Consider the following 12371-nt stretch of genomic DNA (forward strand, 5'->3'; position numbering starts at 1 on the left):
TCCTACAGCCCTCGGTTGTCCGTGTTGCCTGCGTTGCCCGTGTCGCTGGTACCGCTCGGCACGCTGGTGTTGCTGCTCGGCGTCGTCGTTGCACCAGTCTGCGGATGCGGGTGCGGCGGCCGGTCGTCCTGCTGGTTGGCGATGTCGATCTGCTGCTGCACCGTCAGATTGGTCTGGCCGGGCGGCGGTACGGCGGCCGCGGTCTGCTGCTGGATCGTCCACAGCGTATCGACCTGGCTGGCTTCGACATTGTTGTAGCCGACCTGGGAGATCTGCACGGTGATGCTCATCGCGTTGATCTGGTCGGTCAGTGTCTGGGAGAGCTTCTGCAGCTGCTCCTGCACGGTGCTGTAGGTCGAGAAGAGGTCGATGACCTCGTCGAAACCCATCTTCCCGTCACCGGTGAAGACCGTTGTCCCCAGGCTGTTCATGTCGAACTGCTGACGGCCCATGGACGTGCTCGACGCAGGGCTGGCGGTCAGCGACGTGAGCAGTGAGTCCACCCTGTCGCGGAAGGTGGTGAGCGTGCTGAGCTCGGTTGTCAGGTCCGGCGCTGTCATGGTCCCCCTCCATGTACCCGTCATGCCAATCTGATCGATGACAAAGTTACCGCACAGCTCTGACGTCTCTCATGTGCGGGGCGGTTCCGGAGTACACGAAGTTGACTCCGGACCCCCTCCGCACGCCGCCGCCGGCGGCTTCGTCGGGCGTCCTCGGTCGGCTCGCGCCACTCCCGTCCTTACTCACCTCCCCCGTTCCCGGGTGCACGAAGCGCCGGGTACCCGGAAGCGGGACCACGGGCTCACGTCCCACCCGCTCGTCGGCCCACCCGTCCGTCGCAGGGCTTCGCTAACATCGGCAGCCACACGAACGATCGAGAGGTTGGCGGGCATGGCGGGGGACGACCTGGCGCTCGATCGCGCGCTGAATCCATGGATGTTCGACAAGTCCGGTGTTTCGCAGTACATCGACACACTGGCCTCCGGCTACAAGACGGATGCGACCCCGCAGAGCATCCAACAGAGCGGCCACCTCGACAGCCAGGCTCAGCAGGCGACATCGGACGCGGCTCAGAAGGCCGTGACTCACGCACTGCAGGGATCCGGCCTCAGCGCCCAGCAGATCAACGACTACGCCAGCACCGCTTCGACTGGGGCCTTGAACGGCTACCAGAACGGAGCCGGGGATGACGACCGAGTCAATGGGAACTACTCATAGTGGCAAAGGGACATCGTCGCACCATCGCCATCGCACTGGCGGCGGCGATGGTCGCCGTGGGGTTGACGGCACTCGTGTGGCAGCCCTGGCAATCGGACTCAGTGGCAACCAGCCTGCCGAATTCTGCTTGCTGGGGCGTGCTCAACCAGGCGGATGCCGCTTCAGTGATGGGTTCGAGCAAGAAGGTGACCAGCAGTGACGACGGCACATTGGTCACAGGCCTGTCCAACTCGGCACGTTCCGCCTGCTTGATCTATGGAGGAGCCGGAAAAACCCTGCTTTCCCGTGTGTGGGTGTTCTCCGAAGCGTCCAACGTGGCGAGACTGAAAGGGATTTCGGGCAACCGGATCACCGCACTGAACTCCGAGGTCAACGTCGTGGCCTTCCCCACGGGAGTCGCGCTCTACTTCAGCTGCCAGGACGCAGCTTATGCACAAGGGTGGCCCTACGCTGCTGTACAGGTCGACTCCGGCTCCACGTCCTCGCCCAGTGGCTGGCAGCCCGGGTACGCAAACATCGCCCTGAAGATCGCCAAGGCCGTGGCTCGGCAGGCCCCGTGCAGGAACGCCATCACATGGCCGACCGCCATCCCCTCCAGCGCGGCGTCACCGTCGTGACCGTGGCTCCCACGGCGTCTACCGCCGCAGCCGCCGAGTGGCGGTCCGTCGACCGCGGGGTCCGCCGGTGATCGGGACGCTGCGGGAACTCACCCTGACCAGCCGGCACACCCTGCACACCACGACCTTCGAGGTCTCCGTGGAGGGACAGCCGGACCCGGTCGCCCGGCTGCACAAGGACCATGTCTTCACCTCGGTCCACGCCCTGGCCGTCCACTCCGGCCCCGGTCTCGACGTCCTTGAGGGCTGGGTGACCCCGCGCTGGGCCGCGGACGAGAACGAGACCCGCCTGGGCACGGTGGACCACACCGACAGCCGGGTCGTCGGCGGCGAGCGGTGGACCTTCGAGCAGATCGGCCTGCCCGCCCTGGTCGGACGCCCCACCGGGACCACCAGGGCCCGCTACAGCGGCCCGTTGAACCTGGCCCCGATGAAGCGGACCATGGACATGCTCTTCACCTACCGGGTCAGGTTCCGGGGTCCCGGGTCCGAGGGGTTCGAGTTCGCCCGCCTCGCCGGTACCCGCCACCCGCGCTACTCGCTGCGCCTCCACGACGAGCGGGTCAGCACCCTGCTGGCCCTCTCCGCGGTCTACTACTACGACCGCGTCCTCGACGACGACCCCCGCAAGGGCCTGATGAACGCCTTCAAGTCGTTCCGGCCCGGCAGCTGAGCAGGACGGGACACGGGGCGGGCCGGGCCCTCACACGTCCTCGGCGAGTTCCAGCCACTCCAGTTCCAGCTCGTCCCGCTCGTCCTTCAGAGCGCGGAGGCTGGAGTCCAGTTCGGCGACCTTGCCGAAGTCGGCGGCGTGCTCGGCCATCTGCGCGTGCAGCTTGGCCTCCTCCTTGTCCAGCTTCTGGATCTGCCGCTCCAGGCGCTGGAGCTCCTTCTTCGCGGCGCGGGTGTCCCCGGTCTTCTTCGGGGCGGTGGCGAAGGTACCGCCGTTGGACAGGCCGGAGGAGGCCGACGGGGCGCTCGCGGCCTCCATCGCGTGCCTGCGGTCCAGGTACTCGTCGATGCCCTTGGGCAGCATCCGCAGGGCCCGGTCGCCGAGCAGGGCGTACACCTGGTCCGTGGTCCGCTCGATGAAGTAGCGGTCGTGGCTGACGATGACCAGCGAGCCGGGCCAGCCGTCGAGCAGGTCCTCCAGCTGGCTGAGGGTCTCGATGTCCAGGTCGTTGGTGGGTTCGTCCATGAACAGCACGTTGGGCTCGTCCATCAGCAGGCGCAGCAGCTGCAGCCGGCGACGCTCGCCGCCGGACAGGTCGCCGACCGGCGTCCACTGCTTCTCCTTGCCGAAGCCGAAGGTCTCGCAGAGCTGGCCGGCCGACATCTCCCGGCCCTTGCCCAGGTCCACCCGGCCGCGGATCTGCTCGACCGCCTCCAGCACCCGCAGCGACGCCGGGAGTTCGGCGACCTCCTGGGACAGGTAGGCCAGCTTGACGGTCTTCCCGACGATGATCCGCCCCGCCACCGGCTGGACGTCGCCGTCGCTGGCCCAGGCCGCCTGCATGGCGCGCATCAGCGAGGTCTTGCCGGCGCCGTTGACACCGAGGATGCCGATGCGGTCGCCGGGGCCGAGGTTCCAGGTGAGGTGCTCCAGCAGCACCTTGGGTCCGGCCTGGACGGTGACGTCCTCGAGCTCGAACACCGTCTTGCCGAGGCGCGAGTTGGCGAACTTCATCAGCTCGGCGCGGTCGCGCGGCTCGGGGACGTCGGCGATCAGCTCGTTCGCCGCCTCGACCCGGAAGCGCGGCTTGGAGGTACGGGCCGGGGCGCCGCGGCGCAGCCAGGCGAGCTCCTTGCGGACCAGGTTCTGCCGCTTGGTCTCCTCGGTGGCGGCGATGCGCTGGCGCTCGGCGCGCGCGAAGACGTAGTCGGAGTAGCCGCCCTCGTACTCGTGGACGGTGCCGTCCTGGACGTCCCACATCCGGGTGCAGACCTGGTCCAGGAACCAGCGGTCGTGGGTGACCACGACCAGCGCGGAGCGGCGGACCCGCAGGTGGCCTGCGAGCCAGGCGATGCCCTCGACGTCGAGGTGGTTGGTGGGCTCGTCCAGGACCAGCAGGTCGGGTTCGGCGATCAGCAGCTTGGCCAGCGCGATGCGGCGGCGCTCGCCGCCGGAGAGCGGGCCGATGACGGTGTCCAGGCCCTGGGCGAAGCCGGGGAGGTCCAGGCCGCCGAAGAGTCCGGTGAGCACGTCGCGGATCTTGGCGTTGCCGGCCCACTGGTGGTCGTCCATGTCGCCGATGACCTCGTGGCGGATGGTGGCCGCGGGGTCGAGCGAGTCGCTCTGGGTGAGCGCGCCGACGCGCAGCCCGCCGACGTGGGTGACGCGGCCGGTGTCGGCCTCCTCCAGCTTGGCCATGATCCGGGTGAGGGTGGTCTTGCCGTCACCGTTGCGGCCGACGACGCCGATCCGGTCGCCTTCGCTGACGCCGATGGACACACCGTCGAGGACGGCACGGGTGCCGTAGACCTTGACGACATTTTCGACGGTTACGAGATTGACTGCCACGGGTGCTGCGCTCCTGCGGGGCTGGGGGCTGCGCGGACGGACGCGTCTGCGACCCCTCCAGCCTAGTCGGAAGCGCGCGTCCACCCGTTCGGGTGAGGTCTGGGCATATGCAGGACGGGTACGCCGGAGCCGCCCTAGCGTCCGACTCATGGTCAGCTCCTCGCACGAGGCGATGCACCGGATCTTCCAGGAGGATCCGGGGATCTTCGCCCGAACCTTCGCTGCGCTCGGTATCCCGTTCCCGGAGCCGATCGCGGTCTCGCTCCTGCCCACCGACCTCACCGAGATCCAACCGCTGGAACGGCGGGTCGACAGCCTGCTGCAGATCGACACGGCGTCCGGTGTCAGCTACCTGCTGGCCGTGGAGGCCCAGGGCAAGAGGGATCCGGACAAGCCGGGGAACTGGGCCTACTACCTGGCCCACCTGTACGCCAAGTACCGCCTCGCCCCAGTGCTCCTGGTCACCTGCCAGGACCGGGCCACCGCCCGGTGGGCGGCCGAGCCGGTGATCATCGGGGTGGCCGGCTGGGAGACCTTGACCGTACGTCCCCTCGTCCTGGGACCGCACAATGTGCCGGCGATCACCGACCCGGCAGTGGCCGCCGCCGACATCCCCCTGGCGACGTTCTCGGTGATCACACATGGTAGGGATCCGAATGCCGCTGCCATACTGAAGGCACTCGCCACCGCTCTGAAGACGATCGACGAGGACACCGCCCAGATCTTCGCCGAACTCACCGAACTGGGTCTGGGCACCGCCCCCGCCGCCGACCTCTGGAGGGACCTGATGACCGTGGACCTCGACTTCTTCCGCTCCCAGACCTCCCAACGCATCCGCGAAGAGGGCCGTGAACAGGGCCGTGAACAGGGCCGCGCCGAGGCACAGGCCGCAGCCATCTTCGAGGTCCTCACCCTGCGGGGCATCAAGGTGTCGGACCGTGGACGTCGGCGCATCGCCGACTGCAGCGAATTCGACCTGCTCCACCAGTGGTTCCGCCGCTCACTCACGGCGACCACCGAGGACGACGTGTTCAGCGACGGCGACGAGCACTCTGGTCGGCTGTGACGGTCATGAGTTCCTCGGCCAGTGGCCCGACGGTAGCGGCGCTCAGGCCGGTTCCGGACTCGCCTCGGTGAGGGATCGGTTGCGGGTTTCGGGCAGGGTGGCGGTGCAGAGGGCGGAGACGGCGCAGGTGGCGGCGAGGTAGGCGCCGACCGCCGGGGCGCCGAAGGCGGCGGCGAGGCGGGTGGCGATGAGCGGGGCGACGGCGCCGCCGACCAGCCCGCCGAGGTTGTAGGAGAGGGACGCGCCGGAGCAGCGGACCGCGGTGGGGAACAGTTCGGACAGCAGCGCCGGGACCGGGCCGAGGCAGATGCCCAGGGCGATCAGGGCGCCGGTGAGTCCGGCGAGCATCAGCGGGGTGCGGGCGGTGTCCAGCAGCGGGACCAGCAGGGGTGACCAGAGCAGCCCGGCCACCGTGCCGGCCAGGATCGTCCGGCGGCGGCCCCAGCGGTCGGAGAGCCTGGCGGAGGCGTAGGTCGCGGCGGCCAGGAAGACGTTGGCGATCAGCAGCAGGCCCAGCATCCGGGTCCGGGGCAGGTGCAGGTCGGTGGTGGCGCGGGCCAGGCACCAGGTGGTGGCGGTGTAGAAGAGGACCGAGCCGGCCATCACCGTGCCCGCGCCGAGCAGCAGCGGGCGGAGGTGACGCTGCGACAACTCCCGCAGCGGGGTGGCCGTCGCCCGCGTCCGGACGTCCGCCAGGAAGGCGGGCGTCTCCTCCACCCCCAGCCGCACCAGCAGGCCGAAGCCGACCAGGGCGATGGACGCGAGGAACGGCAGCCGCCATCCCCAGGCCTGGAACCGGTCCTCCGGCAGCAGCGCCGAGAGCAGCCAGAACAGGCCCGTGGCCAGGGCGAATCCCACCGAGGGCCCGAGCTGGACGAATCCGGCCAGCCGTCCGCGCCGCCCCTCCCCCGCGTGCTCGACCGCCAGCAGCGCCGCGCCGCCGAACTCGCCGCCGAGGCCCACGCCCTGGAGGAACCGCAGCACGGTGAGGGCGACCGGGGACCAGACACCCCACTGCGCGTAGCCGGGCAGCAGCCCGACGGCCGTGGTCGACAGGCCCATCAGCAGCAGCGAGACGACCAGCACCCGCCTGCGCCCCACCCGGTCGCCCAACTGCCCGAACACGGCGGCCCCGGTGGGACGGCCGAGGAAGCCGACCGCGTACACGGAGAAGGCCGCCAGCAACCCGTTGACCGGGGTCAGCGCCGGGAAGAAGGTCCGGCCGAAGACCAGGGCGGCGGCGGTGCCGTAGATGAAGAAGTCGTAGAACTCGATGGTGGTCCCGACCAGCACGGCGGCGGCGATCCGGGCCGGGCGCACCGGGCGGGCCGGGTGCATCGGGCGGGCCGGCTCGGCGTCGGCGATGGGCTGACGAAGCGGCTGAGTTCCTGACATGTCGCCATAGTGACGGAGTGTGACCATCCGCCGCGATCACACGGGAGGGTGATTGCGACTGTCCGCCCCGCCCCGTGGCTCAGTTCAACACGGTTGCGCCCGGTACCGGCCCTGCGGCCGGGAGGGCGGTGCGGCAGGTGCCGGAGGCGGTGAGGGTGGTGGCGAGAGCGGCGGCGGACGCGGCGTCCTTGACGAGGAAGGCGCAGGTGGGGCCGGAGCCGGAGACCAGGGTGCCGATCGCCCCCGCGTCGGCGCCGGCCCGGAGGGTGGCCGCGAGGGCCGGGCGCAGCGAGAGGGCCGCGGGCTGGAGGTCGTTGCTGAGGGCGGCGCCCAGGGCGGTGGCGTCGCCGGTGCGGAGGGCTTCGAGCAGCACCGGGTCCGCGGCCGGGACCGGCAGGTCGGTGTCGGCGGAGCCGCCGTCCAGGTCGCGCAGCCGGTCGCACTCGCCGTAGACGGCCGGGGTGGAGAGTCCGCCGTCGGCGACCGCGAAGACCCAGTGGAAGCTGCCGCCGGTGGGAACCGGGCTGAGCACCTCGCCCCGCCCCTCCCCCAGGGCGACGCCGCCGAGCAGGCCGAACGGGACGTCGCTGCCCAGCTCCGCGGCGAGCTCGGCCAGCACGGCCGGGTCCGCGCCGGTCCCCCACAGGGCGTCACAGCCCACCAGCGCGGCGGCGGCGTCGGCGCTGCCGCCGGCCATGCCGCCGGCGACCGGGATGCCCTTGTCGATGTGCAGGTGCACCTGGGGGGTGATCCCGTAGCGGGAGCCGAGCAGCACGGCCGCGCGGGCGGCCAGGTTGCTGCGGTCGGCGGGCACGGCGGCGGCGTCCGGCCCGGCGACGGAGACGGAGAGCCGGTCCGCGGGAGTGACCGTCACCTCGTCGTAGAGGCCCACCGCGAAGAAGACGGAGGCCAAGCCGTGGAAGCCGTCGGCACGACGGCCGCCGACGGCGAGCTGGACGTTGACCTTGGCCGGGACCCGGACGGTGATCGTTGAGGACACGCGCCTATTCTGCCGCACCGTCGGTGTCGTCCTCGGCGGCACGGTCCTCGGCGGCACCGCCCGGGGCCGGCCTGGCCTCGGCGATCCGGGCGAACTGCTCCACCGTCAGGGTCTCGCCGCGCAGCCGGAAGTCGATGCCCGCGGCGGTCAGCGCCTGCTCCGCGGCGGCGGCCGAGCCGGCCCAGCCGGCCAGGGCGGCGCGCAGCGTCTTGCGGCGCTGGGCGAAGGCCGCGTCCACCACGGCGAAGACCTCCTCGCGGGTGGCCGTGGTCTCCGGGGGGTCCCGGCGGACCAGCGAGACCAGGCCGGAGTCCACGTTCGGCGCCGGCCAGAAGACATTGCGGCCGATCGCCCCGGCGCGCTTCACCTCGGCGTACCAGTTGGCCTTGACCGAGGGCACCCCGTAGACCTTGTTGCCGGGGGCGGCGGCGAGCCGGTCGGCGACCTCGGACTGCACCATCACCAGGGTGCGCTCGATCGAGGGGAAGGTCTCCAGCATGTGCAGCAGCACCGGGACGGCGACGTTGTAGGGGAGGTTGGCGACCAGCGCGGTCGGCGGCGGGCCCGGGAGCTCCGCGACGGACATGGCGTCGTCGTGGACCAGCTCGAACCGATCGGCGCGGTCCGGCATCCGGGCGGCGACGGTGGTGGGCAGGTGCTGGGCCAGCAGCGGGTCGATCTCCACGGCGGTGACCCGGTCGGCGACCTCCAGCAGGCCCAGGGTGAGCGAGCCCAGGCCCGGGCCGACCTCCACCACCACGTCCTTCGGCCCGACACCGGCAGCGCGGACGATCCGGCGCACCGTGTTGGCGTCGATGACGAAGTTCTGCCCCCGCTGCTTGGTCGGCCGGACGCCGAGGGCCGCGGCCAGGCCGCGGATGTCGGCGGCGCCGAGGAGCGGGCCCGGCTCCGCGGGGGCGTCGGCGAGGACGTCGGCGGGCTCGGAGGCGGGCGTGGGGGTGGGGGGTGTTCCGGGGCTGCTGCTCACGGGGTCAAGACTAGCCGCCGGCGCGGTGCCCGCAGGTGGGCCACGGTGAGCTGCCGCGCTGGTGGTAGAGCTGGCGGGCCCGGGCGGTCTGCTCGCCGGCCGGGGCGTCCTGCGGGCGGCCGTGGCCGCCGAGGTGGTGCCAGGTGGTGCTGTCGAACTGGTACAGCCCGCCGTAGCGCCCGCTGGGGTCCACCGCGTGCGGATTGCCGCCGGCCTCGCACCGGGCCAGCGCGGACCAGTTGAGCTCACCGGTGCCGTGGTAGGTGCTCGGGGAGGGGGCGCTGTCGGCCGACCGGGTGCGGTGGTGCCGGAAGTAGTCGCTGGTCGAGCGGTAGTGGCGCAGCGGCGGGCGGGCCGGCTCCTCCGAGCGGGAGGACCGGTCGGCCCCGGCCCGGACCGGGACCGGCATGGACCGGGCCAGCGGGGCCGACGGCACGTCCGGGGTGAGCATGGTGAGTGCGGCCGGCGGGGAGGGCAGCAGGTGGTCGCCGGCCTGCTCGGTCTCCGAGGTGGGGTCCGCGTCCAGCGCAACGCGCTGGGGCGCGCCGTCGGCGGTCAGATGCGCCTGGTGCTGCTGGTTCACGAACGCACCGGTGCCGCCCACCAGCAGCGCCAGCGCCAACGCCTTGGGCAGCTTCCGCCGCACCTGCTCCGCAGAACCGTTCACTCGAATCCTCACGCCGACCGACAGGGCATTCGCCGCGCATCACTGCACTTGCTGAAAGCTCAACGACCGACGGGCGGAGCGGTCACCGCCGGACCGTCAGTAATCGAAGGCGCGTGCGGTGTTGGCGGCGACGGCGGTGGCCATGGCGTCCTCGTCCAGGCCGCGGACGGCGGCCATCGCGCGGAGGGTGATCGGGATCAGGTAGGGCGCGTTGGGGCGTCCCCGGTACGGGGCCGGGGTGAGGAAGGGGGCGTCGGTCTCCACCAGGATCCGGTCCAGCGGGGCCACCGCCAGCGCCTCGCGCAGGTGGTGGTTGGCCGGGAAGGTGACCGGACCGGCGAAGGACAGGTAGTAGCCGGCCTCGGCGCAGACCTTGGCCATCTCCGCGTCGCCCGAGTAGCAGTGGAAGACGGTGCGCTCCGGGGCGCCCTCCTCCGCCAGGATGCGCAGCACGTCCTCGTGGGCGTCCCGATCGTGGATGACCAGGGCCTTGCCGTGCTTCTTGGCCAGCGCGACATGCCGCCGGAAGGACTCCTGCTGCACCTCGACGCCCTCCGGGCCGGTGCGGAAGTAGTCCAGGCCGGTCTCGCCCACCCCGCGCACCTGCGGCAGCGCGGCGAGGGCGTCGATCTCGTCCAGCGCCTCGTCCAGGGCCTTCATGCCGCCCGGTCCGCGCCGCTGCCCGGACCAGCCGTCGGGGTCGCCGAGGACGATCCGCGGCGCCTCGTTGGGGTGCAGCGAGACCGTTGCGTGGACCCGTTCATGACGCCCCGCCAGCTCCGCCGCCCAGCGCGAGCCGGGCAGGTCGCAGCCTACCTGGACCACGGTGGTGACCCCGACCGAGGCGGCCCGGGCCAGCCCCTCCTCGGGGGTGCCGTCCTGCATGTCCAGGTGGGTGTGCGAGTCGGCGACCCCGACCCGCAGCGGCTCGGGGAGCGGCGGCGGGACCTTGCGGTCGGCCTGGGACTTCTTCGACGCCGAAGCCATCAGGCCGCGGCCTCCGGTCCTGCGGTCGCCGGGGCCTCCGGCTCGGCGCCGAACCGGGTGCGGTAGGCGTCCAGGTCCTCCTCGGTGATCTTCGCGAAGAGCACCGGCGGGACGGTGAACGGCGTCCCGGCCGGGACCAGCGCCAGCGCCCTGGCCTCCTCGGCGGAGACCCAGCTGCGGGTGTCGTCCGGCAGGGCGAACGCGGCCCGCATCGCGGCGCTGCTGGCCGGGATGAACGGCTCGGAGACCACCGAGTACAGGTGGATCAGGTTCATCGCGGTGCGCAGCGTCAGCGCGGCGCCGTCCAGGTCGGTCTTGGCCTCCAGCCAGGGCGCCTTGGTCTCCAGGTAGGAGTTGCCGGCGCTCCACAGCGCCCGCAGCGCCTGCGCGGCCTTGCGGAACTGCAGCGCGTCCATCTGGGTCTGGTACTCAGTCAGCAGGTCGGCGATCTGCTCGCCCAGCTGCTGCTCAGCCTCGCCCGCAGCGCGCCCGGCCGGCACCTCGTCGCCGAAGCGCTTGCGGGAGAAGGACAGCACCCGGTTGACGAAGTTGCCCAGGACGTCGGCCAGGTCCTTGTTCACCGTGGCGGAGAACAGCTCCCAGGTGAAGTTGGTGTCGTCCGACTCGGGGGCGTTGGCCATCATGAAGTAGCGCCAGTAGTCGGCCGGCAGCAGCTCCAGCGCGGCGTCGCTGAACACCCCGCGCTTCTGGCTGGTGGAGAACTTGCCGCCGTAGTAGTTCAGCCAGTTGAAGGACTTGAGGTAGTCGACCTTCTTCCAGGCGTCGCGGGTGCCCAGCAGCGTGGCGGGGAACATCACGGCGTGGAAGGGGACGTTGTCCTTGCCCATGAACTGGGTGTAGTTGACCGTCGCGTCGGCCTGGTACCACCAGGACTTCCAGTCCCGCTGCTCACCCTCGGGGGCCGCGTCGGCCCACTCCCGGGTCGCGCCGATGTACTCGATCGGGGCGTCGAACCAGACGTAGAAGACCTTGCCCTCGGCCGCCAGTTCGGGCCAGGTGTCGGCCGGGACCGGGACGCCCCAGTCCAGGTCGCGGGTGATGGCGCGGTCGTGCAGGCCCTCGGTCAGCCACTTGCGGGCGATCGAGGAGGACAGCACCGGCCAGTCCCTGCCGTGCTCGTCCACCCAGGCCTCGACCTCGCCGGCCAGCTTGGACTGCAGCAGGAACAGGTGCTTGGTCTCGCGCACCTCCAGGTCGCTGCTGCCGCTGATCGCCGAGCGCGGGTCGATCAGGTCGGTGGGGTCCAGCACCCGGGTGCAGTTCTCGCACTGGTCGCCGCGGGCCTTGTCGTAGCCGCAGTGCGGGCAGGTGCCGACGATGTAGCGGTCCGGCAGGAAGCGGCCGTCGGCGTTGGAGTACACCTGGCGGATCGCCCGCTCCTCGATGAAGCCGTTGGCGTGCAGCTGGCGCGCGATGGTCTGGGTCAGCTCGCGGTTCTGCGGCGAGGAGCTGCGGCCGAAGTAGTCAAACGAGAGGCCGAAGCCCTGGTAGATCGCCTTCTGCGCCTCGTGCTGCTCCGCGCAGAAGGCGTCGACCGGCAGCCCGGCCTCCTTGGCGGCCAGCTCGGCCGGGGTGCCGTGCTCGTCGGTGGCGCAGATGTACAGCACCTCGTGGCCGCGCTGGCGCAGGTACCGCGCGTACACGTCCGCCGGGAGCATGGATCCGACCATGTTGCCCAGGTGCTTGATCCCGTTGATGTAGGGAAGCGCGCTGGTGATCAACTGGCGGGTCATCTCTGGGATGCTCCTTCTTCAGCGGCACCGGGGTGGGTGCCGCACGGGGCGGGACGGGCAGGACGAGCAGGGCGTGCGGGATGTGACAGGACGGGACGGGCCCGACGGGGGCGGAAGTCCGCCCCGGAACCGCTGAACCCGACACCGCCCGGAGACGT

Annotated in this window: 11 protein-coding genes and 1 pseudogene; 4 read left to right on the forward strand and 8 right to left on the reverse strand. The window is 71.3% G+C overall.

The genetic code is table 11. The features are described 5' to 3' along the window. Window positions 1-2: 2 nt before the first annotated feature. Window positions 3-560 (reverse strand): hypothetical protein, encoded by a 558-nt coding sequence (locus ABUW04_RS25990; protein ID WP_051724874.1) that lies wholly within the window; start codon window positions 558-560, stop codon window positions 3-5. A gap of 331 nt (window positions 561-891) precedes the next feature. Here ABUW04_RS25990 and ABUW04_RS25995 point away from each other — a divergent pair, with 331 nt between their 5' ends. The 3 genes from ABUW04_RS25995 (at window position 892) to ABUW04_RS26005 (ending at window position 2508) form a co-directional block, all read left to right on the forward strand. Beyond that, complete coding sequence (locus tag ABUW04_RS25995; protein WP_030249788.1) at window positions 892-1218, forward strand: hypothetical protein; 327 nt, start codon at window positions 892-894, stop codon at window positions 1216-1218. Continuing rightward, complete coding sequence (locus tag ABUW04_RS26000; protein WP_380566785.1) at window positions 1218-1835, forward strand: hypothetical protein; 618 nt, start codon at window positions 1218-1220, stop codon at window positions 1833-1835. The genes ABUW04_RS25995 and ABUW04_RS26000 overlap by 1 nt, the downstream gene beginning before the upstream one ends. A 67-nt stretch (window positions 1836-1902) precedes the next feature. After that, a complete protein-coding gene (locus ABUW04_RS26005; RefSeq protein ID WP_380566786.1) occupies window positions 1903-2508 on the forward strand; it encodes a hypothetical protein in 606 nt (201 codons plus the stop codon). 30 nt (window positions 2509-2538) lie between these two features. Here ABUW04_RS26005 and ABUW04_RS26010 read toward each other — a convergent pair whose 3' ends face one another. Beyond that, entirely contained in the window at window positions 2539-4356 is a 1818-nt protein-coding gene (locus ABUW04_RS26010; RefSeq protein WP_380566787.1) for an ABC-F family ATP-binding cassette domain-containing protein, read from the reverse strand. A gap of 148 nt (window positions 4357-4504) precedes the next feature. Here ABUW04_RS26010 and ABUW04_RS26015 point away from each other — a divergent pair, with 148 nt between their 5' ends. Then, window positions 4505-5422 carry a hypothetical protein gene (locus ABUW04_RS26015; RefSeq protein WP_380566788.1) on the forward strand — a complete coding sequence of 306 codons (918 nt, stop codon included), beginning with the start codon at window positions 4505-4507 and terminating at the stop codon, window positions 5420-5422. A gap of 42 nt (window positions 5423-5464) precedes the next feature. Here the strand turns inward: ABUW04_RS26015 and ABUW04_RS26020 are convergent, their stop codons facing one another. The 6 genes and pseudogenes from ABUW04_RS26020 to metG form a co-directional block, all read right to left on the reverse strand. After that, entirely contained in the window at window positions 5465-6817 is a 1353-nt protein-coding gene (locus ABUW04_RS26020; RefSeq protein WP_380566789.1) for an MFS transporter, read from the reverse strand. Window positions 6818-6896: 79 nt separating this feature from the next. Beyond that, on the reverse strand, window positions 6897-7817 hold the full coding sequence (locus ABUW04_RS26025) for a 4-(cytidine 5'-diphospho)-2-C-methyl-D-erythritol kinase (RefSeq protein WP_380566790.1): 921 nt from the start codon (window positions 7815-7817) through the stop codon (window positions 6897-6899). 4 nt (window positions 7818-7821) lie between these two features. Next, the gene (gene rsmA, locus ABUW04_RS26030) at window positions 7822-8697 is read right to left on the reverse strand and encodes a 16S rRNA (adenine(1518)-N(6)/adenine(1519)-N(6))-dimethyltransferase RsmA (RefSeq protein WP_380566968.1); all 876 of its coding nucleotides are present in this window, start codon (window positions 8695-8697) and stop codon (window positions 7822-7824) included. A gap of 118 nt (window positions 8698-8815) precedes the next feature. Further along, window positions 8816-9055 (reverse strand): annotated as a pseudogene (locus ABUW04_RS26035) (transglycosylase family protein); the annotation flags it as partial. A 513-nt stretch (window positions 9056-9568) separates the two neighbouring features. Further along, a complete protein-coding gene (locus ABUW04_RS26040; protein ID WP_380566791.1) occupies window positions 9569-10459 on the reverse strand; it encodes a TatD family hydrolase in 891 nt (296 codons plus the stop codon). Further along, window positions 10459-12213: a methionine--tRNA ligase gene (gene metG, locus ABUW04_RS26045; RefSeq protein WP_380566792.1), complete on the reverse strand. Its 1755-nt coding sequence runs from the start codon at window positions 12211-12213 to the stop codon at window positions 10459-10461. Before metG ends, ABUW04_RS26040 begins: the two co-directional genes overlap by 1 nt. Window positions 12214-12371 lie beyond the last annotated feature (158 nt).

This window comes from Streptacidiphilus jeojiensis (genome assembly GCF_042510965.1).
Classification (GTDB): domain Bacteria; phylum Actinomycetota; class Actinomycetes; order Streptomycetales; family Streptomycetaceae; genus Streptacidiphilus; species Streptacidiphilus jeojiensis.

Coding starts and splice junctions, on each gene's coding strand:
- metG (WP_380566792.1), bottom strand. CDS start 12,213: ATGACCCGCCAGTTGATCACCAGCGCGCTTCCCTACATCAACGGGATC.
- ABUW04_RS26040 (WP_380566791.1), bottom strand. CDS start 10,459: ATGGCTTCGGCGTCGAAGAAGTCCCAGGCCGACCGCAAGGTCCCGCCG.
- ABUW04_RS25995 (WP_030249788.1), top strand. CDS start 892: ATGGCGGGGGACGACCTGGCGCTCGATCGCGCGCTGAATCCATGGATG.
- ABUW04_RS26015 (WP_380566788.1), top strand. CDS start 4,505: ATGGTCAGCTCCTCGCACGAGGCGATGCACCGGATCTTCCAGGAGGAT.
- ABUW04_RS26020 (WP_380566789.1), bottom strand. CDS start 6,817: ATGTCAGGAACTCAGCCGCTTCGTCAGCCCATCGCCGACGCCGAGCCG.
- ABUW04_RS25990 (WP_051724874.1), bottom strand. CDS start 560: ATGACAGCGCCGGACCTGACAACCGAGCTCAGCACGCTCACCACCTTC.